20 protein-coding genes are annotated in these 20,254 nt (G+C 30.7%); 7 read left to right on the top strand and 13 right to left on the bottom strand.

All coding sequences use genetic code 11. The features are described 5' to 3' along the window. Positions 1-13 precede the first annotated feature (13 nt). Together EDD60_RS07965 and EDD60_RS07960 are read right to left on the bottom strand one after the other, a co-directional pair. Complete coding sequence (locus tag EDD60_RS07965) at positions 14-1,267, bottom strand: HD domain-containing phosphohydrolase (protein ID WP_066445762.1); 1,254 nt, start codon at positions 1,265-1,267, stop codon at positions 14-16. 82 nt (positions 1,268-1,349) lie between these two features. Beyond that, positions 1,350-2,336, bottom strand: coding sequence for a nucleoid-associated protein (locus EDD60_RS07960; protein ID WP_066445764.1), 987 nt, complete (start codon positions 2,334-2,336; stop codon positions 1,350-1,352). 79 nt (positions 2,337-2,415) lie between these two features. Between EDD60_RS07960 and EDD60_RS07955 the strand changes: the two genes are divergently transcribed. Next, a complete protein-coding gene (locus EDD60_RS07955) occupies positions 2,416-3,132 on the top strand; it encodes a YaaA family protein (protein ID WP_066445766.1) in 717 nt (238 codons plus the stop codon). Positions 3,133-3,136: 4 nt separating this feature from the next. On the opposite strand, the gene EDD60_RS07950 is transcribed toward EDD60_RS07955, so the two are convergent. Genes EDD60_RS07950 through EDD60_RS07940 form a run of 3 tightly spaced genes read right to left on the bottom strand, consistent with a single transcriptional unit; the run spans position 3,137 to position 4,922 of the window. Further along, positions 3,137-3,682 (bottom strand): DJ-1 family glyoxalase III, encoded by a 546-nt coding sequence (locus tag EDD60_RS07950; protein WP_066445772.1) that lies wholly within the window; start codon positions 3,680-3,682, stop codon positions 3,137-3,139. A 60-nt stretch (positions 3,683-3,742) separates the two neighbouring features. Then, positions 3,743-4,276, bottom strand: a complete 534-nt coding sequence (locus EDD60_RS07945; protein WP_066445774.1) for a hypothetical protein — start codon at positions 4,274-4,276, stop codon at positions 3,743-3,745. A gap of 43 nt (positions 4,277-4,319) precedes the next feature. Beyond that, positions 4,320-4,922, bottom strand: coding sequence for a hypothetical protein (locus EDD60_RS07940; RefSeq protein WP_243646657.1), 603 nt, complete (start codon positions 4,920-4,922; stop codon positions 4,320-4,322). Positions 4,923-5,030: 108 nt separating this feature from the next. Here EDD60_RS07940 and EDD60_RS07935 point away from each other — a divergent pair, with 108 nt between their 5' ends. Further along, positions 5,031-6,209 (top strand): AI-2E family transporter, encoded by a 1,179-nt coding sequence (locus tag EDD60_RS07935; RefSeq protein ID WP_066445775.1) that lies wholly within the window; start codon positions 5,031-5,033, stop codon positions 6,207-6,209. Between the two features lie 19 nt (positions 6,210-6,228). On the opposite strand, the gene EDD60_RS07930 is transcribed toward EDD60_RS07935, so the two are convergent. After that, a complete protein-coding gene (locus tag EDD60_RS07930) occupies positions 6,229-6,963 on the bottom strand; it encodes a nitroreductase family protein (protein WP_066445776.1) in 735 nt (244 codons plus the stop codon). A gap of 142 nt (positions 6,964-7,105) precedes the next feature. On the opposite strand from EDD60_RS07930, the gene pepT reads away from it, so the two are divergent. Further along, a complete protein-coding gene (gene pepT, locus EDD60_RS07925) occupies positions 7,106-8,329 on the top strand; it encodes a peptidase T (RefSeq protein WP_132226354.1) in 1,224 nt (407 codons plus the stop codon). Between the two features lie 2 nt (positions 8,330-8,331). Beyond that, positions 8,332-9,696: an aminopeptidase gene (locus tag EDD60_RS07920; protein ID WP_066445779.1), complete on the top strand. Its 1,365-nt coding sequence runs from the start codon at positions 8,332-8,334 to the stop codon at positions 9,694-9,696. Positions 9,697-9,751: 55 nt separating this feature from the next. Here EDD60_RS07920 and EDD60_RS07915 read toward each other — a convergent pair whose 3' ends face one another. The 7 genes from EDD60_RS07915 to EDD60_RS07890 form a co-directional block, all read right to left on the bottom strand. Next, on the bottom strand, positions 9,752-10,720 hold the full coding sequence (locus EDD60_RS07915) for an ABC transporter ATP-binding protein (RefSeq protein WP_066445781.1): 969 nt from the start codon (positions 10,718-10,720) through the stop codon (positions 9,752-9,754). Then, a complete protein-coding gene (locus tag EDD60_RS07910; RefSeq protein WP_066445783.1) occupies positions 10,720-11,718 on the bottom strand; it encodes an ABC transporter ATP-binding protein in 999 nt (332 codons plus the stop codon). Before EDD60_RS07910 ends, EDD60_RS07915 begins: the two co-directional genes overlap by 1 nt. Before the next feature lie 6 nt (positions 11,719-11,724). Beyond that, positions 11,725-12,447, bottom strand: a complete 723-nt coding sequence (locus tag EDD60_RS07905) for an ABC transporter permease (protein WP_243646656.1) — start codon at positions 12,445-12,447, stop codon at positions 11,725-11,727. Beyond that, positions 12,438-12,716, bottom strand: coding sequence for a hypothetical protein (locus tag EDD60_RS16440; protein WP_243646655.1), 279 nt, complete (start codon positions 12,714-12,716; stop codon positions 12,438-12,440). The genes EDD60_RS07905 and EDD60_RS16440 overlap by 10 nt, the downstream gene beginning before the upstream one ends. Before the next feature lie 7 nt (positions 12,717-12,723). Continuing rightward, complete coding sequence (locus EDD60_RS07900) at positions 12,724-13,668, bottom strand: ABC transporter permease (protein WP_066445784.1); 945 nt, start codon at positions 13,666-13,668, stop codon at positions 12,724-12,726. Between the two features lie 112 nt (positions 13,669-13,780). Beyond that, on the bottom strand, positions 13,781-15,424 hold the full coding sequence (locus EDD60_RS07895) for a peptide ABC transporter substrate-binding protein (protein ID WP_132226356.1): 1,644 nt from the start codon (positions 15,422-15,424) through the stop codon (positions 13,781-13,783). 263 nt (positions 15,425-15,687) lie between these two features. Next, positions 15,688-16,503, bottom strand: coding sequence for a mechanosensitive ion channel family protein (locus EDD60_RS07890; protein WP_066445790.1), 816 nt, complete (start codon positions 16,501-16,503; stop codon positions 15,688-15,690). Between the two features lie 214 nt (positions 16,504-16,717). Between EDD60_RS07890 and EDD60_RS07885 the strand changes: the two genes are divergently transcribed. From EDD60_RS07885 to EDD60_RS07875, 3 genes are all read left to right on the top strand, one after another. Continuing rightward, the gene (locus tag EDD60_RS07885; protein WP_132226353.1) at positions 16,718-17,587 is read left to right on the top strand and encodes a DegV family protein; all 870 of its coding nucleotides are present in this window, start codon (positions 16,718-16,720) and stop codon (positions 17,585-17,587) included. 98 nt (positions 17,588-17,685) lie between these two features. Then, positions 17,686-19,437 (top strand): ribonuclease J1, encoded by a 1,752-nt coding sequence (gene rnjA, locus EDD60_RS07880; protein ID WP_102135697.1) that lies wholly within the window; start codon positions 17,686-17,688, stop codon positions 19,435-19,437. Continuing rightward, entirely contained in the window at positions 19,434-20,252 is an 819-nt protein-coding gene (locus EDD60_RS07875; RefSeq protein ID WP_132226352.1) for a metallophosphoesterase, read from the top strand. Before rnjA ends, EDD60_RS07875 begins: the two co-directional genes overlap by 4 nt. The last annotated feature ends 2 nt before the right edge of the window (positions 20,253-20,254 follow it).

The following is a 20,254-nucleotide window of genomic DNA, read 5'->3' as shown; positions in this document are numbered from 1 at the left end:
TATCATAATACCTTTACAGTAAATATTTTCTAATTTCTTCTCTAATATGAACATAATCACTTTGCATTGACTCATAGATTTCTCTTAATTCCTGAGAATGTTGTCTTGTATTCATTAATATTTCTTCTTGATGTTCGACAAAAGTATCAACAACTTCCTGAGAAATCAAACCATCTTTAGCCATCTCACAAATAATTGACATAGCCTTATCAACACTTAAAGGATCTTTATAACTTCTTCTTCCTAATAAAGCACTTAAAATGTCTGCCACAGCAACAATACATTCACTTAAAGACAAATCATCTTTCGCTAATCCATAAGGATAACCACTGCCATCTAGTTTCTCATGATGCCTAATTGCAATTTGTAATATATCATCAGGTACATAACCACGTAATACCTTCTCACTACCTAAAACGTGTCCCTGCATAATCTGCATTTCTTCATCCGTTAACTTGCCTGGTTTTTCTAATATTTTAATTGGAATTGAAGCCTTTCCCACATCATGCAATAATGCCCCATAATAAATCTTTTGAATCTCATGCTCACTTAAATCACAGAACTTAGCAATTTCTTGGGCTAATGATGTTGTCATAATCGTGTGTATAACTGTAAATTCACTATTAAAATCAATTGAATAAGCCAACATACATAAATACATATGTTTTTCTTCTTGACTAAAAATATAGCGACTAAATAATTCATCCATATCTTGATGATATTCACCATTGAATATTCGTTTTAATAAACGATTATCTTGATTTAATCTAAAAAAGGCATCTATATGATCTTGTTGAAACTTTCCATTTTTTAACTGACTTTTAAAATAATCATCAACATTTTTATGACTTTGTAAAAGTACATCCATACGATCACAAAAATGAATCAAACTTGCCAAGTCTTTATTCGAACACTCAATTCCTAATAATTTATTATAATCTAAATGATGAAACAAAATACAATCAGCATGTTGCGACAATGGTGACATTCTTGATAAAAACAAGTATCCATAAATAGCATGTTCCCAAACATCATGAGATTCAAAACTTAACAAATTATCTATTTCATCTGTCTTATAGGCACCAATATCATGAAATAATGCTAATTTTGCTCCTAAAAAGATATCATCTTGTGAATAACCAAGTTCTTCCATAAGCTTTGTCATTAAAAATGTTACCCTTTCGCCATGATTCACTAGCCGATTATCCATTAAATCCAACATATTACGGACGATTTGTATAACATCCTTATCCCTTAATAAATCCACACAATCCCTCTTTTCTCATATAAAATCATTATACCAAAGAACCTTCACAAAGCCTACAAAAAAGACTTAAGAAATCTTAAGTCTATTTTACAATAACCTCATTAATATCCTTAACAACAATCGAATATGTGCCATCATCTTGTTTTATTTTTTCAACTCGATTACCAGAAAGATATTCCTCAATTGGTAGTTTTACTTCAATTTCATCATCTAATACCAACTTACAAATATCCATTGCTGCTAATGATAAACTTTGAATTTGATCTTCCTCACCAATTCCCAAATCCTTCATCATAATTTCACTTTCTTCTTGAGCCTGATAATCTTTTTCCAATACTTTCTTAACAACCTCTAATGGCTTAACTGGCTGATTCAAATCAATTTTTTCTTGAATTTCTTGTTTCATTAAAGGTAAAGCTTTTCCATCATTAACATTATAAATATCATCCATTTTCTTAATAACTTTTTTCATTGTTGATATCTTTTGTTTATCAGTTAATTTTTCTTCACCTTTAATCCATTGTGGATTTAAATAAAAATCAGGTTTTCCATCAATCGTATATTTCTTTTCAATTAAGAACAATTGTTTTTGATCACAATTCATAATAATTGCTTCATCCACTGCTGAACCCATCATTGGTAAGACTTGTTGCTTAGTAATACGAACATTTCCTTCTTCCACAACACTCATAGGAATTGTACGATAGTTTAACTTTAAAACTGCCATGTATCTTTCACCATTTTTATAGCAATCAACGTATAATACGTTACTATTAGGCATTTCTTCAATAACAGCTCCTAAAGTAAATAACTTATCAGTTATTTCATGTGCTTGTTTAATAAATTCTTCATCACTTTCAACCATCTTTTCACAACGTAACATCATTTCATGTAGTGAACCTACTGTTAATTCTTTCATAGTTGGAGAATTTAAAGCTTTTTCTACTTTTTTACGATAATAATCAATTGAAGTCTCATTCATATCAACAAAATTTTGTGAATGATAGATTTTACGATGTTCAAAGTCCAGCATATGCATTAATATTTTATTTATAATTATAGTATTCATATTTTTCACCCGCAAAGATTATATCATATTTCTTTGCGTATTATAAGTTTTACTTTATAATATTGTCGAGGTGAAGTTTATGAAAATTGTTATTGCGCCAAGTAAAACTATGAAACCACAAAAAGTTGATTGGTCTTTGACCCCTATACTCTTTGAAAAAGAAACAAACTATTTACATCAACAACTGAGTCATTACAATGATGAACAGCTTTGTGAACTCATGAAAATATCCTATAAACAAGCTCTAAAAGTTTATGACTATTATCATCAAAAACAAGCTAGTTACCCTGCTTTAGCTTTCTTTTCTGGAACTGTATTTAAACAACTTGAACTTTCTTTATATTCACAGCACTTAGCATATCTTGAGAATTTAAGAATTTTATGTGCTTATTATGGTATCTTAAAATATAATACCGCTATTTCTTATTACCGTTTAGATATGACAATGAAACCAAATCATATCAATCTATATGAATACTGGTATACTCCTATCTACCAACACTTTGAAAATGAAGATTTTATTATCTCTCTTGCAAGTAAGGAATTTACCGATATGTTACATCATCCCCATGTCTACTTTATTGATTTTATTGAAATTGAAGATCAAAAACTTAAAAGAAATGCTATGATTATAAAAAAAGCTCGTGGTCAAATGTTAAATCAAATGATTTTAAAAGAAATAACAACTTTAGATGAATTAAAACAATTACAAATTGATGGTTTTATTTATAATGAAGCCTATAACCAAGAAAATACCCTTGCATTTACAAGGGTAATTGAAAAGAGATTCAAATGAATCTCTATTTTTTTAAATAAGGATATTGCATACTTTCAGCAATCTTTTCAGATGATTTCCCCATTTTTTCTAAAATTGTATAAGCAAATTGGAATGAAGCTGCAGGTCCACGTCCAGTAATAATATTTTGATCAACATAAGTCAATGTATCTTGATAAATACCTGAAGGAATTTCTTTATCAAATCCTGGGTAACATGTATACTTTTTACCATCTACAACTCCAGCTTTCTCTAAAGAAATAGGTCCAGCACAAATAGCTGCAATCCATTTTCCTTTTTCATTGAAATCCTTCAATAAATCAATAACTCTTTCATCATCATGTAAAGATCTTGCACCTGGAAGTCCTCCTGGTAAAACAACAACATCAGCATCATAAGCTGTTTCATCAAAAAGTCTATCCATACTCACTTCAATACCATGTGAACTTGTCACTCTCATAGCATCCATACCAACTAATTCACAATTCATTTCTCCACGTCTTAAAACATCAACAACACTTAAAGCTTCAACTTCTTCAAAGCCTTCTTTAATTAAAACTATAGCTTTCATTTTCTTCCTCCTAACATGTCTTTCATTTATCTTTTTTATTATATAACCAACCCATTAAAATTACAATTTATTTGATTCATTACTTCCTTCCATAAAATCTATAATCTCATCAATAGATACTGGATAAAACTCATTAGCATCAACACCTACATCATATCTTCTTATCCCTTTACTTCTCATCAATTCATTATAATCTCTATGATTATGTTGATGTCCATGAAGATGAATCCCACCTTGAAAATAATGCGGCCACTCTAATAATGGATAATGCATTAAAATAAACTTCTGTTTATGATATTTAATGATTTTAAAATCACACACTTCATCAAACAAAGAAACATCTATATTCTTATCATGATTTCCTTTTATTAAAATCTTATGACCATGAAGTTGTTTTATTATATTATGTGCCTCTAATACACTCATCTTAAAGGTAAAATCACCTAAAATATAAACCGTATCATTATTTTGAATTTTCTGATTCCAATGATGAATGAAAACTTCATTCATTTCCTCTACATTTACAAACGGTCTATTTGTCAGCTTGATAATATTTTTATGTCCTAAATGTAAATCACTTGTAAAATAGATCATTATTTATCACCTTTTCTTAAGAAAAGAACTATCAAAGATAGTTCTACCAAGTTAACATCTTGTCTCTTTTATCAACACTCTTTAAAGAATCAATAAATTCTTGTAAATTTACAATCTTTTCTTTTGTTTTTCTTTGATTAGCAATAGAAACATTAGAATTATCACTTAAGAGTGTCAATGGAATTTGATTATAAGTTATATATGCATTAACAATTTCATATGTTTTTTCTTTTGTTGAAAGATTTGTTTTTTCTAAAATATCACCTTTCAACAACATTGAATAAGCATAGTGAGATATTATATTTTTTGAGCCTTTTATTAATTTATCTTTACCATTAGGACCTAATGGTTGTATATATTTAGAAAATGTTTGATTCGCTGACAAAGTATAATCTTTAATCTTTGTTCTTTTTGTCACTTCAATGTCATATTTTTGATATTTTGAAGAAGATTTCTCTTGGGATATTGAATCAATATAAGTTGAAACAATAGGTGTATCTTCTAATACAAGTTTCATTGTATATTGTGCTTGTTTCTCTACTGGTTTTTCTTGTTCTTGTTTCCCTAGCAATAAATAGGATGCACATAAAAAAATACCAACCATTATTGCAAAGATAAGAACTTGCGCTTGTCTTGTTAATTTCATTGCATTCACCTTCTTTGTCATATTTTAACATGTTTTTTAACAATACACAATCAACTACACATTTTATTGATTTTATGTTATGATAAAGTGGTTAAAGAAGGTGAAATTATGATCGACAAAACACATATTGTCAAAAACAACAAAACAATGCTTTATATCACTTATACTATCTTATTAGCATTCGTTGTATTTAACTACAAAACAGTTTTATCGACTATTGGTTATATATTGTCGCTTGCGACACCGTTATATATTGCAATTGTGATTGCATTTATTTTAAATATTCCAATGCGTAAGATTGAACATCTCTATGGTAAGAAAATTAAAAGACATGGTTTAAAAAGAGGATTATCAATTGCGACGACACTGATTCTAGCAATAACTCTTATTGTTTTATTTTCTTCATTTATTATTCCTCGTTTAGGTGAAAGTATTAGTTTGATTATCTCTAATATCTTTAATTATTCTAATCGGTTGGTTACTTTAATCAATGATGCTTTGGCTCAGTTTCATGTTAATTATGCAATTAATTATGAATCTATTCAACAAGCATTATCTAGTTTAGATTTAAATAGCTTATTATCAAAGAGTGGTAATATTTTAGGAAATGCAGGTATTAACTTAATTTTTCAATCTATTGGTATTTTTGGTTTCTTTATTAATGCTGTGACTTCATTTATTATGTCACTTTATTTACTGGCTAATAAGGAAACTCATTTAAGACAATTAAAGAAAATTGTGACTTTCTTATTTGGTTATAAAGAATCATTAGTAATTTTTGATATTGGTGCTGAAGCAAATCATTATTTTAATGGATTTGTTTCTGGACAATTATTAGAATGTTGTATTCTCATGTCATTAATGTATGTTGGTTTTAAATTAACTGGCTTACCATTTCCTGAATTGTTAGCTTTTATTATTGGTGTTTCTAGCTTAGTTCCAATGTTTGGTGGATATGTTGGTTTTGGAGTAAGCTTTATCTTAGTATTAGCTGTTGAATCAACACAAGCCATTATCTTTACTATTTGTTTTGTGATTATTCAACAATTTGAAGCTAACGTTATTTATCCAAGAGTTGTTGGTGGTGCCGTTGGTATTTCTGGTTTATATGTTTTATTATCATTAGTCTTATTTGGTAATATCTTTGGTTTCTTTGGCTTATTAATTGCTGTGCCAAGTATGGCATTAATATATGCTGTAGGAAGTCGTGTTATTAATATTTCACTTTATCGTAATCATATCGAAGTCACCGATAAATCAATTAAAAAAATTAAAGATCCAAAATAAAAACAGCATGCGCTGTTTTTTATTTTATCCAATGTTGAATAATAGCCCTAGATGAACGATTCATTTCTTCTCTAAATAAAGCATAGAACTTTCTTTTTGCAAAAGCTATGATATATTTTTCTAGATCTTCACCGCTTTTTCCAGTTTGTTTTTCAAACATTTGAATTGTTTCTTCAGTTGTTTTTTCACGATAATAATCAACACTCACCATATCTTCTAATGCAAAACGAGTTGGTTTCTTTCTATTGATTTGAGAAGGTGTTGGCTTTCCAAAAACAACCATACATAAAGGAATTGCATATTGAGGTAAATGAAGCAATTCTTGATTAGCTTCAAAGTTTTCTAAGATATCTCCAATATAACAACTTCCTATTCCTAACGACTGTGCCGCTACAACTGCATTTTGAGCCGCAATCATACAATCTTCACAAGCTAATAATAAATCTGATTCTTCAATTTTTACTTCATCACTTGTATAGTGTTGAAAAATGTCAAACCATTTTTGATAATCAGCTAAGAAAATCAACACTAATGGTGCTTTTGCAATAAATGGCTGATGGTCACATCGAATAGCTAATTCATCTTTTAACTTTTGATCTTGAATATCAATAATTGAATAAAGTGCCATATTCCCAGCAGTGGGTGCTTGTAATGCAGCTTGTAATATCATTTCTTTTTCTTCATTTGTTATTGGTTGATTTGTGTATTCTCTTACTGATTTACGCTCCCATAATTGTTTTATTGTCTCATTCATATTTATAACTCCTTTTTATTTCTTTTATTATATCATTTTATCTCTTTTAAGCATAAGAATATCTTAATTTTTAAGTGATATGCATGGCATATATTGGATAATCCATGTATAATAGTGTGTAGACAAGAAAGTGAGGGATTTTATGAACATACAAGAAAGATTTTTGAAATATGTGAGCTTTGATACACAATCTGATCCTAAATCTTCTTTGACACCTTCAACATTGAAGCAATTAGAACTTGCACGTTATTTAGTTGATGAAATGAAGGGTTTAGGAATTGATAATGCTCGTTTAGATGAATTTGGTATTGTTTATGGTACAATTCCATCTAATAATGATCATCAAGGCCCAGTCATTGGATTTATTGCGCATATGGATACATCTCCTGATGCTGCTGGAAATCAGATTCATACACAATTGATTCAAGATTATCATGGAGACACAATTGTTTTAAATCAAGAAAAAGGATTAGCTTTAGATCCTCATGAATTTCCTGATTTATTAAATGTTATTCATCATGATTTGATAACGACTGATGGAACAACACTTTTAGGAGCTGATGATAAAGCTGGTGTTGCAATTATTATGCAGATGGCTGAATATCTTTTAAGTCATCCAGAATTTAAGCATAATGATATTCAAATCGCTTTTACACCTGATGAGGAAGTTGGACGCGGAACAGAGAACTTTGCACTTGAACAATTCCCAGCTGAATATGCTTATACTATTGATGGTGGTAATATTGAAGAAATTGAATATGAAAACTTTAATGCGTTTAGTGCAGTTGTAGAAATCACTGGAAAAAGTATTCATCCTGGTTCTGCTAAAAATGCAATGATTAATTCTATTCATATAGCACAAGAGTTTGATGCTATGTTACTGGTACATGCTAGACCAGAAGCAACTGAAGGTTATGAAGGATTTAATCATTTACATGATATTCATGGAAGCTGTGAAAGAACTGTTATGGAATATATTATCCGTAATCATGATTTAGATTTAGCTAAAAAGCAATGTCAGGATTTCAAAAATATTGCGGATTTCTTAAATCAAAAATATGGTTATGCTATGGTTGAAGTCAAAATTGATCAAAGTTATTTAAATATGAAAGAACATATTTTAGAACATATGTATATTGTTGATAATGCTATTGCTGCGATGAAGGCATGTGGTGTTGATGCTGTGAGTGTTCCTATTCGTGGTGGAACTGATGGTGCTAATTTAACATATATGGGATTACCTTGTCCTAATTTAGGAACTGGTGGTTTTAATTTTCATGGTCCTTTTGAATATGTTTCATTAACAATGATGAATAAACAAGTTGAAGTCTTATTAAAAATTATCGAAATGAGTTTGGGGGAATAAAAATGTACGCAAAAAATACTTGGAGTAAATATCAAGATCAAGATTATAAAAATGTTATGGATTTTAATGAAGGATATAAAGCTTATATTTCTGAAGGTAAAACAGAAAGAGCTTGTGTGAAAGCTTCTATTCGTTTAGCTAAGGAATATGGTTTTAAAGATATTAGTGAATTTGATTCTTTAAAAGCTGGTGATAAGGTTTATGTTGTTAATAAGAAAAAAAATATTGCTTTATTTGTAATGGGTGAAAAACCTTTAGTTGAAGGAATGAGAATTTTAGGTGCTCATATTGATTCACCACGTTTAGATTTAAAACAAAATCCTCTATATGAAAGTGATGGTTTTGCTTTATTAGATACTCACTACTATGGTGGCGTTAAAAAATATCAATGGGTAACTATTCCACTTTCTTTACATGGTGTTGTTGTTAAAAAAGATGGTAGTGTTATTGATGTTGTTATTGGGGAAGATGATAATGATCCTGTTGTTGGAATTACTGATTTATTAATCCATTTATCAGCAACTCAATTACAAAAAACAGCTGATAAAGTTATTGAAGGAGAAAACTTAGACGTTAATGTTGGAAGTATTCCTTTAGATAGTGAAGAAAAAGATGCTGTAAAAGCTAATGTATTAAAATTATTAAAAGAAAAATATGATATTGAAGAAGAAGATTTCTTAAGTGCTGAAATTGAAGTTGTTCCTAGTGGAAAAGCAAGAGATTTTGGTTTAGATAGAAGTATGATATTAGGATATGGACATGATGATCGTGTTTGTGCTTATACATCATTAATGGCTATCTTAGAAACAAATAATCCTACTTATACTTCTTGTTGTATTTTAGTTGATAAAGAAGAAATTGGTAGTGTTGGAGCAACTGGTGCTCAATCTCTATTCTTTGAAAATACAATTGCTGAACTTTTACATTTATGTGGTGATGATTCTTATTTATCATTAAAACGTACAATGACAAATTCACAAATGTTATCAAGTGATGTAAGTGCTGGATTTGACCCTTTATATAAAGAAGTTAATGATGCTAAAAATGCTGCTTATTTAGGTAATGGTATTGTCTTTAATAAATATACTGGTGCTCGTGGAAAGAGTGGCAGCAACGATGCTAATCCTGAATATATGGCAAAATTAAGACAAATTATGGATGAAGCTAAGATTCATTTCCAAACAGCAGAACTTGGAAAAGTAGACCAAGGTGGTGGAGGTACTATCGCCTATATTCTTGGTAACTATAATATGGATGTTATTGATGCTGGAATTGCAGTATTAAATATGCATGCCCCATATGAAATTGTATCTAAAGTTGATGTTTATGAAGGATATCTTGCTTATAAAGTTTTCTTAGAAAATTAATCAAACACAAAAAAACCTTGATTTAATCAAGGTTTTTTATTTATATAATAAGGTATTAATCTTTTTGAATTGGATAATGACATGCGACAAAATGTCCTGGTTTTACTTCTTTCAAAGCTGGTTTTTCTTCACGACATTTATCTGTAGCGTATCGACATCTACCTGCGAAAGGACATCCAGCAGGTAAATCAATTGGGCTTGGGACATCACCACTTAAAATAATACGCTTTTTCTCTTTTTCTAATTTTGGATCAGGAATAGGTACAGCAGATAACAATGCTTCAGAATATGGATGCATAGAATGTGAATAAATTTCATCACTTGTACCTAATTCAACTAAGTGACCTAAATACATAACGGCAATTCTATCAGAAATATAACGTACGATATCTAAGTCATGGGCAATGAACAAATAAGTTAACCCTAATTTCTTTTGTAAATCAATCAATAAGTTAATAACTTGTGATTGAATAGAAACGTCTAAGGCTGAAATTGGTTCATCACATACAAGGAATTCTGGCTCAATTGCCAAGGCTCTTGCAATACCAATACGTTGACGTTGACCACCTGAGAATTCATGTGGGAAACGGTTAGCATGTTCTTTATTTAAACCAACAAGTTCCAATAATTCATGAACTCTTTCTTTACGCTTTTCAGGAGTATATAATCCATGGATTTCCATTCCTTCAGCGATAATAGATTCAACTGTCATACGTGGATTTAAAGAAGCATAAGGATCTTGGAAAATCATTTGTGCATGTTTTGCATAAGCTAAACGATCTTTAGATTTCTTAATTTGAACTTCTTGACCATCATAAATAATATGACCTTCTGTAGGTTCATAAATTCCCATAACAACACGACCAAGAGTAGATTTACCACATCCTGATTCACCTACTAAACCAAGAGTTTCTCCTTCTTTAATTTCAAGACTGACACCATTTACGGCTTTTAAAATTCCACCACTGACTCTAAAGTGTTTTGAAAGGTTATCGATTTTTAATAAAACTTTATCTTCAGCCATTAAGACTTACCTCCTTCTTTAGGACAATCTTTGTGTAATAGCCAACAAGCAGCTTCATGTCCATCATTCAATTTAAAGACTGGTGGTTGTTTATGACGACAAATTTTCATACATTTTTCACAACGTGAAGCAAATGCACATCCTTTAGGTGGATCTAATAAATCAGGTGGTGTACCTGGAATAGATTGTAATTTGTCAGATTTATTCGTATCGTGTTTTGGTAAACTGTTCAATAATGCGACTGTATATGGATGAGACGCATTATAGAAAATATCATCAGCTGATCCAGTTTCAACAACTTTACCAGCATACATAACAGCAATCTTATCAGCCAAAGAAGCAACAACTCCTAAGTCATGGGTAATCAATACAATTGCTGTATTTAATTCATCTCTAATATTTGCTAATAAATCAATAATTTGTGCTTGAATTGTAACATCAAGAGCTGTTGTTGGTTCATCAGCAATTAATAATTTTGGATTACATGAGAGTGCCATTGCAATCATAGCACGTTGTCTCATCCCACCTGAGAATTCATGTGGATATTGATTTGCACGTTCTTCAGCATTTGGTATTTGTACCTTTTCCAACATTTCAATAGCCTTAGCATGTGCTTCTTCTTTTGATAAACGTTGATGATGAACGATAGCTTCAACGATTTGTTTACCAACCTTCATAGTTGGATTCAAACAAGTCATTGGATCTTGGAAAATCATACTCACTTCTTTTCCACGAATTTTTTGCATATCATCCTCAGGAGTGTTAATAATATCAATATCTCCAAGAGTTAAACTTCCACTTTTAATACGTGCAGGTGGCATTGGATTTAATTTCATGATAGTTTGTGCAGTTACAGATTTTCCACATCCTGATTCACCTACGACTGCTAAAACTTCTCCTTCATCAACTGAATAAGAAACACCTCTAACAGCTTGGACTTCACCAGCATATGTATCGAACGACACATATAAATCTTTTATATCTAGAACTTTTGCCATTCTTTTTTACCTCCTTAACTTAGGATCAAAAGCATCTCTTAGCTTATCACCTAATAAGTTAAAACTCAACATTGTAATACTGATAAAGAACGCAGGAAGAATTAATTCCAAAGGATATTGAACAAAGAATTGAATTCCTTCATTAGCAAGTGTCCCCCAAGAAGCTTGTGGTACTTGTACCCCAAGACCAATGAATGACAAGAATGCTTCAGTAAAGATAGCATTTGGAATTGCCAATGTTAAGTTAACAATAACGATTGATAAAATATTTGGAATTAAATGCTTTCCAATAATACGTGTAGGAGAAGCTCCCATACTTTGTGCAGAAATAACAAATTCCTGTTCTTTTAATCGAATAACTTCACCACGCACAAGACGAGCTGTACCAACCCATCCAACCATTGCAAGGGCAATGATAATTGTACTTACTCCAGGCTTCATAACAATCATTAAGATAATAACGATTAATAAGTAAGGAATACCATTAACAATTTCAGCAATACGCATCATGATATTATCAATGAATCCACCAAAATATCCTGAGATACCACCATAGATAACACCAATAATAACATTGATAATAACTGCCATAAAGGCAATAAATAATGAAATACGAGCACCATCCCAAATTCTAACAAACATATCTCTACCTAAATAATCAGTACCAAAGATATAGAAATTAGAACCTGTGTTATAAAACATTCCAACATGTTTATGTGCTAAATCCATTTTATCAATGTATGTGGTGAAATAATTGGCACAAGAATAGCCATCAAACACATAACTAATAAAATAATACTAAAAGTAATTGCAACCTTATCACGTTTAATACGTCCAAATGCATCCTTCCAGAAACTAATACTTGGTCTTGTAATAGATTGCATACGACTTGCATCTTGACCTACCCATTCAAATTCAGATGGATCAATATCACAATCAGGAGATAGAACTTCTTCTACAATAGGTTCTTGAACGTTTTTATTTTCTTTATTTTTCATCCTATTATCACTCCTTTTCACTTGCTAATTTAATACGTGGGTCAATAATACCATACAAGATATCAACAACTAAGACAGCAAGAATTAAAAATGCTCCATAGAATAATGTTGTACCTGCAATCAACGTATAATCATTTTCCTTAATAGCTAAAACGAAGAATTTTCCCATACCAGGAATACTAAATACATTTTCAACAACGAATCCACCAGTTAAAACAGCAGCCGCAATTGGACCTAAAACTGTAACAACTGGCATAATAGCATTACGAATTGCATGTTTCCATAAAATTGCCTTTTCAGACAATCCCTTAGCTTTGGCTGTTTTGATATAATCAGAACTCAAAACATCAAGCATACTTGTACGCATTAAACGAGAAACAGTTGCTAGCGAACTAAAGCTTAGCGCTAAAGCAGGTAATATCATTTGATTAAAATTACCCCAACCTGTAACGGCAAAGATCTGCGTGCCGGTCAGCTGATTCAATTTCAATGCACAGAAGTATTGAAGTAATGCTGCAACAATGAAACTTGGAATAGAAACTCCAATAACAGATAGAGTCATAGCAACTGTATCAGCAGCTCTCCCTCTACGAATAGCAGCAACTGCTCCTAAAGCGACACCAGCGATAACTGCAAAGATTAATGAAAGCATCCCTAATTGGAAAGATACAGGGAATGATTCCATGATAATTTGCATAACAGGTCTACTATATTTAATAGATTGACCTAAATCACCTACCATAGCATTTCTTACATAAATAATGAATTGCTCTAATAAAGGTTTATCCAAACCATAATAAGCTCTTAAAGCTTGTTTTGTACCTTCATCCATTGCCTTACCTGTACTAAACGGATCTCCAGGCAACATATGCATCATTACAAATGTCAATGCTAGTAATACTAAAATAGTGAGGAAAGCATAAAAAAGTCTTTTAATAATATACTTTGCCATAATTTCACACCTTTCTTGACATTTTTCTTCACATTAAAAATAAGAAGGACTATATGTACTATATCATATAGCCCATTCTTTTTATTTAATTTTTGTAAATATTCAATTGTAATTATTCTTCGATATAAGCATAGTTGAAGTTCATATCTTGGAATGCTGTTCTAACAACACCTTTTAATTTATCAGTAGTGATAAAATCTTTTTGTCTGTCAAATACAACACCAATTGGACATTCATCAGCTAAAATTTGTTCAGCTTTTTTCAATGTAGCATAGTATTGATCTTTATCAGCTAATGAAGATGCTTTGTTAATTAATGCATCATATTCAGCGTTAGACCATTTACCATGGTTATTACCATTTCCAGTCATCCACATATCTAAGTAAGTCATTGGATCGTTGTAGTCTGCTGACCATCCAGCGAATACGATATCAAATTGACCTTTATCCATTAAGTCTAATCTGCTCTTATAAGTAACTTGTTTAACTTCAAGTTTAACACCTAAGTTATCTTTAAATTGAGCTTGTAAGAATTCTGCTTGTTTCTTAGCTGAGCTAGTGTCATCACAAAGTAATGTTGGAGTGAATTTAGCAAGAGTTAATCCTTCTTCTTTTAATCCTTCTTCTAACATTGCTTTTGCTTTAGCATAGTCACCATCACGAGTTAATAAATCACCAACAGTCTTTTTGAATTCACCATTAGCAACAGCTGCAGGTGTCATTGTTGTAGCAACTGGTGAAGCATTTTGTAAAATACTTTCAGCCATAGCTTTTGCATTGATAGCTAAAGTGATACCTTTACGAACTTTCGCATTGTTTAAACCTAAGTTTTTAGCTTGAGAGTTGAATTCTAAATACCAAACTCCACCATCATCAAATGCTTGTACGTTTTTACCGTCTTTTTTAAGTGTCTTAGCATTTTCACCATCTAAATCAATCATATCAATTGTACCATTGTTAAATTCATTAACAGCAGTAGTCATGTTACCAATCATTTTCATAGTGATCTTGTCTAATTTAATAGCATCTTTATTCCAATAATCTTGGTTCTTTTCTAATACTAAGCTATCTTCATGAGTCCATGAAGTAATTTTGTAAGGCCCATTATAAGCCATTGTTTTTTCAGAAGTACCATATTTCTTAATATCTTTTGCAGCTCCAGCATCATTGAATGCTTTTTCATTTACTGGGAAGAATGATGGGAATGCCATCAATACAACTGCATATTGGAAAGGTCCAGTGAATGTTACTTCAAAAGTATAATCATCTTTTGCTTTCCATCCTGCATTAGCTAATGCTTTTTTCAATGCAGCATCATCTTTTGCGTTAAATACATCTTCTGCTCCTGCAATTTTTGTCATCCAAGTTGATGCATAAGCAGCACCACTCTTTTTAGTGAAGTGTTTATTCCATGCAAAGACGAAATCTTTTGCTGTTACTTCTTCACCATTACTCCATTTTTGTCCTTTTCTTAAATGGAAAGTGTAAGTTTTTTTGTCTGGCGAAACATCCCAACTTTCAGCCATACCAGGTTGTGCTTCATCTTTTGCATCTAAAACAACTAACCCCTCAACACAGTGTCTCAATACGTTCATAGAACCAGATGAAGTTGTTAAAATAGAATTCATTTCAGGTGGTTCAGCTGTTAGGTTTACACTAATTTCTTTGCTGCCTGATGAACCGTTTGATCCACAACCAGTTACCATAGCAAGGCACATCATAGAAGCTGCAACCTTTTTTACCCAATTTCCTTTCATACCAATTTTCTCCTCCTCATTAGATAAAACCATAGTTAACATTTGAGTCGTCGTTAACTTATGTGCATCTATCATATCACACTATTCAATACAATTCTAGAGTTTTTTTACATTTTTTATTTTTTTCAAACGATAAATTATGCTTTTTTCGATTTTCCCTAAAATTTCATAACTTTAAACGTAACTTGTATACAAATATTCAGTCAAATTAGAAATTCTTTTTGTTGTATATACATTAAAAATCTATTCAATTTCTTTATTTTTTATGAATTATTTGTGTGATGGACATGAATATCGAACTGTTGATATGGAATTTGAACGCCTTCTTTGTCGAATGCATATTTAATTTGTTCTAAAAGATCATCTTTTAAATCATAATAGTTTTCTGTCTTTGTCCAAACTCGTAATCCTATCGTAATCGCATGATCTTTATATTCACTTACACGAACATAAGGAATAGGTTCTTTTAACGCATAAGGATGTTCTTCAATCACTTTTAAAATAATCTTTTTAGCTAATTCAACATCACTATCATAATGCACATCCATACTCATATCTACGCGACGAATATCTTCGTGTGAATAATTCACAAAGGTTGATGAAGCTAATTCATTATTTGGAATAACAACCATCTTATTATCAAATGTCATTAAAATTGTATATAACAACTGAATCTCTTGAATCTTTCCCACATAGTTGCCTACTTCAATCGTATCACCTTTAACAAATGGTTTAGCAAATAAAATAATAATTCCAGAAACAACACCCTTCATTGAATCTTGTAAACCTAAAACAATGGCTGCTCCAGCCGTAGTTAAAACGGCGACTAATGAAGTCACTGATACACCCAATTGTCCAATCACAGTAATCACAACAATAATCTTTAAACCAACATTTACTATTGATTTTACAAAGTTAATAACAATTGGATCAACATTCGATTTTTTCATCATCTTCGTTATAATATGTAATAAAATCTTTGTTCCATACCATCCTATAATAAAAATAAAAAGTGCATCAATAATATTCATACCTACATTTGTATACTTATCAATCATCTTATTAATAGCGTCACTCATTTTATCCCTCTTTTCTATAAGATATAGTTTATTGTTTATTTTTAACAAGTCAACCTCAAATTCTTCTCAATAATTGAAATCTTTTAAGAAAAAACTCTATAATATAGAAAGAAATATAAATATTATTATCCCCAACTATAAAAAGGTTGCAATATTTTATAAATAAGATAAAATAGTAATGTCAATTTACATACAATAATTAAGGAGGAATCTCATGAAAGTCGCGATAATGACGGATAGTAATAGTGGTATTACCCAAAAAGAAGCAAATGAACTTGGTATTTTTGTTTTACCAATGCCTTTTACTATCAATGGTCAAGAATTTGAAGAAGATATCAATCTCACTCAAGATGAGTTCTATGATAAATTAATGACTGGCGCTGAAGTTTTTACTTCTCAACCAGCCGCTGGTGAAGTCACTAAGTTTTTTGATAATATTTTAAAAGAATACGATCAAATTGTTCATATTCCTATGTCTAGTGGTTTAAGTGGTTCATGTCAAACAGCTTTAATGCTAGCTCAAGAAGATGAATATAAAGAAAAAGTCTATGTTGTTGATTCACAACGTATCTCAGTAACTCAAAAATGGGATGTACTTGATGCTTTAGCACTTTCTAAACAAGGAAAAGATGCTAAAGAAATTCATGATATTTTAATGGATAATAAATTAAATGCAAGCATTTATATTACTGTTAATACTTTAGAATATCTAAAGAAGGGTGGAAGAATTACTCCTGCGGCAGCAGCTTTAGGAGGTTTATTAAAAATCAAACCAATCTTGACTATTCAAGGCGAAAAACTTGATTCATTCCAAAAAACACGTACCATGGCAAAGGCAAGTAAAATTATGATTGACGCTATCACTAAAGATATTAAAGAACGTATTGATGATAGTGAAGATATGAGCAATACACGTATTATGATTGCTTATACTTATGATAAAGATCAAGCTCTTGAATTTAAAAAACAAGTTGAAGAAATCTTTCCAAATCATGAAGTAATCTGTGATCCACTTTCTTTAAGTATTGCTTGTCATATCGGACCACATTCACTTGCAATTGCAGCATGTAAAAAAATTATTTAGTATGTAAGTGAGAATGGGCTACCATTCTCATTCATTTTATTATAAAATGAAGACGAAGTGGTATACTATATATAAACAAAGAAAGAAAGGTGAAAAAAATGGCAGATATGCCTCAAAAACGTCCTTCTCCAAAGAGAAGAACACCCTATAATAATAGAACTAAAAAACCGAATATAAAAAAAGATAACCATCTTGATACTAAGGTTTTTGCTCTTGGTGGATTAAATGAAGTTGGTAAAAACATGTACTGTATTGAACATGATGATGAAATCATCATTATTGATGCCGGAGTTAAATTTGCTGAAGATGGGTTACCAGGAATTGATTATGTTATTCCTGATTATTCTTATTTAAAACGTAATCAAAGAAAGATTAAAGGATTATTGATTACTCATGGTCATGAAGATCATATTGGTGGTATTCCTTTCCTTTTACAAGTTGTCTCTATTCCATTTATTTATGCTTCTCCATTAGCTTGTGCTATGATTAGAAGAAAATTAGAAGAAAGACGCTTAACGCAAGCAACAAAGCTTGTTCAAATTAATAATTTATATCAAATTAAAACAAAACATTTCAATATTGGTTTCTTTAAAACAAACCACTCTATTCCTGAATCTTTAGGAATTGTTGTTAATACACCAAATGGACGTGTTGTCTCAACAGGAGACTTTAAATTTGATTTAACACCTGTTGGTGATCCTGCTGATTATCAAGTTATGTCATTCTTAGGTGAAACAGGTGTAACTTTATTAATGAGTGATTCAACCAATGCTGAAGTTCCAAACTTCTCAATTAGTGAAAAACAAGTTGCATATAGTGTTCAAGAAGAATTTAGAAAAACCGAAGGTCGTTTAATCGTCGCAACATTTGCTTCTAACGTTCATCGTGTTCAACAAATTATTGATGCGGCTGTTAAATTCAATCGTAAAATATTAGTCTTTGGACGTTCAATGGAAAACAATATTCAAGTTTCACGTAAACTTGGCTATATCAAATGTCCTGATCGTTTCTTTATCAAAAATGATGAAGCGAAACGTTTGCCTGATAACGAAATCTTAATTTTATGTACTGGTAGTCAAGGTGAAGCCTTAGCAGCATTAAGCCGAATTGCTAATGGAACACATCGTCAGGTTTCTATCAAACCAGGTGATACAGTCTTATTCTCATCTAACCCAATTCCAGGTAATGCTGGTAGTGTTAGTAAAGTGGTTAATAAATTGTATCGTGCTGGAGCGAGAGTCTTAACTAATGAAGCTATCAATAATCTTCATACTTCTGGACATGCTTCACAAGAAGAACAAAAATTAATGTTATTGTTGACAAGACCAAAATATTTCTTCCCTGTCCATGGTGAATATAGAATGTTAAAAATCCATGCAAAATTATTTGAAGAAGTTGGATTAACGAAAGGAAATTCTTTTGTTTTATCAAATGGTGATTCAATTTTATTAAGAGATGGTGAAGCAAGACTTGGACCTCGTATTCATGTTGATGATATCTACGTTGATGGTAATGATATTACTGGTTTATCAACAGCTGTTTTAAGAGATCGTCAAATATTAAGTGAAGATGGAATGGTTTCTGTTCTTATTTCAATGGACTCCAGAGCTGGATGCTTATTAAATAAACCAATTATTATGTCACGTGGTTTTGTTTATATGCAAGATAGTAAAGATATGATAAGAGAAGCAGAATTTTTAATTAGTCGTGAATTATCTAAATTATTGAAAAGAAAAACAACTTTTGGTGAAATCAAAAATACAATTAGGGATACATTAGGACCATATTTCTATTTAAAGACAAAACGTAATCCTATGATTATTCCTGTCATTATGAATAAGAAAGTATGAAAAAGTTCAGAATCTTAAGACGATTAATACTTATATTAATCGTCTTTGGTTTATTATTCAGTGGCTATTATACATACGCCCTTTTACCAAAAGATTATCATTTCTCTAATTATGAATATGTTAATAAAAATTTAAATTCAAAACTTAACGGTTTTAAAATTGCTTTTCTTTCAGATATTCATTTAAGCAATGAAAAAAGCTTAGATCGTTTTTCTAAAATTATTAAAAAACTTAACGATTATCCTTTTGATATGGTCATCTTTGGTGGAGATTTATATGATGAAGGTGTTTTTGAATCCAAAGAAATTTCTAACCTATTAAAAGATATTGATTGTAAATATGGTAAGTTTGCAATTTTAGGTGAAAAAGATGAAACTGATGCTTTAGAAGTTACTCAAATCTTAAATAATGGTGGTTTTGAAGTTTTAAAAAATGAAGTCAGAACAATCTATTATAATGATACATCTTTTTCTTTACTAGCTTATAATGATGAAATTAATCCTGATCAATTAAAAGCCAGTGATAAATCAATAAAAATAGGAATCGCTCATCAACCAGATACTTTTATACAAGCGTCAAATGCAGTCGATTTACAAATATCTGGTCATAGTTGTGGTGGCTCTATCTATATTCCTTATTTTGGACCATTACTTCCAATTGATGGAGCAAAGACCTATAATCATGGTCAATATGAAAAAAAAGGAGCCACTCTCCTCGTTTCTAATGGTATAAGTGGTCCTTCATCTTTTCCATATAAAGTTTTTGCTAAGAATGAAATTAATTTCATTACTTTAAATTCAAGTAGCACAAGATAGTG

The sequence above is a fragment of the Longibaculum muris genome (assembly GCF_004343035.1).
GTDB classification, from domain to species: Bacteria; Bacillota_I; Bacilli_A; order Erysipelotrichales; family Coprobacillaceae; genus Longibaculum; species Longibaculum muris.
This window is presented reverse-complemented; position numbering and strand designations above follow the sequence as displayed.

Bases quoted from the DNA above. Each gene is read 5' to 3' on its own strand.
- EDD60_RS07920 (WP_066445779.1), top strand. From the start codon at position 8,332: ATGTACGCAAAAAATACTTGGAGTAAATATCAAGATCAAGATTATAAA.
- EDD60_RS07910 (WP_066445783.1), bottom strand. From the start codon at position 11,718: ATGGCAAAAGTTCTAGATATAAAAGATTTATATGTGTCGTTCGATACA.
- rnjA (WP_102135697.1), top strand. From the start codon at position 17,686: ATGGCAGATATGCCTCAAAAACGTCCTTCTCCAAAGAGAAGAACACCC.
- EDD60_RS07930 (WP_066445776.1), bottom strand. From the start codon at position 6,963: ATGAATGAGACAATAAAACAATTATGGGAGCGTAAATCAGTAAGAGAA.
- EDD60_RS07905 (WP_243646656.1), bottom strand. From the start codon at position 12,447: ATGGATTTAGCACATAAACATGTTGGAATGTTTTATAACACAGGTTCT.
- EDD60_RS07915 (WP_066445781.1), bottom strand. From the start codon at position 10,720: ATGGCTGAAGATAAAGTTTTATTAAAAATCGATAACCTTTCAAAACAC.
- EDD60_RS07875 (WP_132226352.1), top strand. From the start codon at position 19,434: ATGAAAAAGTTCAGAATCTTAAGACGATTAATACTTATATTAATCGTC.
- EDD60_RS07960 (WP_066445764.1), bottom strand. From the start codon at position 2,336: ATGAATACTATAATTATAAATAAAATATTAATGCATATGCTGGACTTT.
- EDD60_RS07900 (WP_066445784.1), bottom strand. From the start codon at position 13,668: ATGGCAAAGTATATTATTAAAAGACTTTTTTATGCTTTCCTCACTATT.
- EDD60_RS16440 (WP_243646655.1), bottom strand. From the start codon at position 12,716: ATGAAAAATAAAGAAAATAAAAACGTTCAAGAACCTATTGTAGAAGAA.
- EDD60_RS07885 (WP_132226353.1), top strand. From the start codon at position 16,718: ATGAAAGTCGCGATAATGACGGATAGTAATAGTGGTATTACCCAAAAA.
- EDD60_RS07940 (WP_243646657.1), bottom strand. From the start codon at position 4,922: ATGAAATTAACAAGACAAGCGCAAGTTCTTATCTTTGCAATAATGGTT.
- EDD60_RS07890 (WP_066445790.1), bottom strand. From the start codon at position 16,503: ATGAGTGACGCTATTAATAAGATGATTGATAAGTATACAAATGTAGGT.
- EDD60_RS07935 (WP_066445775.1), top strand. From the start codon at position 5,031: ATGATCGACAAAACACATATTGTCAAAAACAACAAAACAATGCTTTAT.
- pepT (WP_132226354.1), top strand. From the start codon at position 7,106: ATGAACATACAAGAAAGATTTTTGAAATATGTGAGCTTTGATACACAA.
- EDD60_RS07950 (WP_066445772.1), bottom strand. From the start codon at position 3,682: ATGAAAGCTATAGTTTTAATTAAAGAAGGCTTTGAAGAAGTTGAAGCT.
- EDD60_RS07895 (WP_132226356.1), bottom strand. From the start codon at position 15,424: ATGAAAGGAAATTGGGTAAAAAAGGTTGCAGCTTCTATGATGTGCCTT.
- EDD60_RS07955 (WP_066445766.1), top strand. From the start codon at position 2,416: ATGAAAATTGTTATTGCGCCAAGTAAAACTATGAAACCACAAAAAGTT.
- EDD60_RS07945 (WP_066445774.1), bottom strand. From the start codon at position 4,276: ATGATCTATTTTACAAGTGATTTACATTTAGGACATAAAAATATTATC.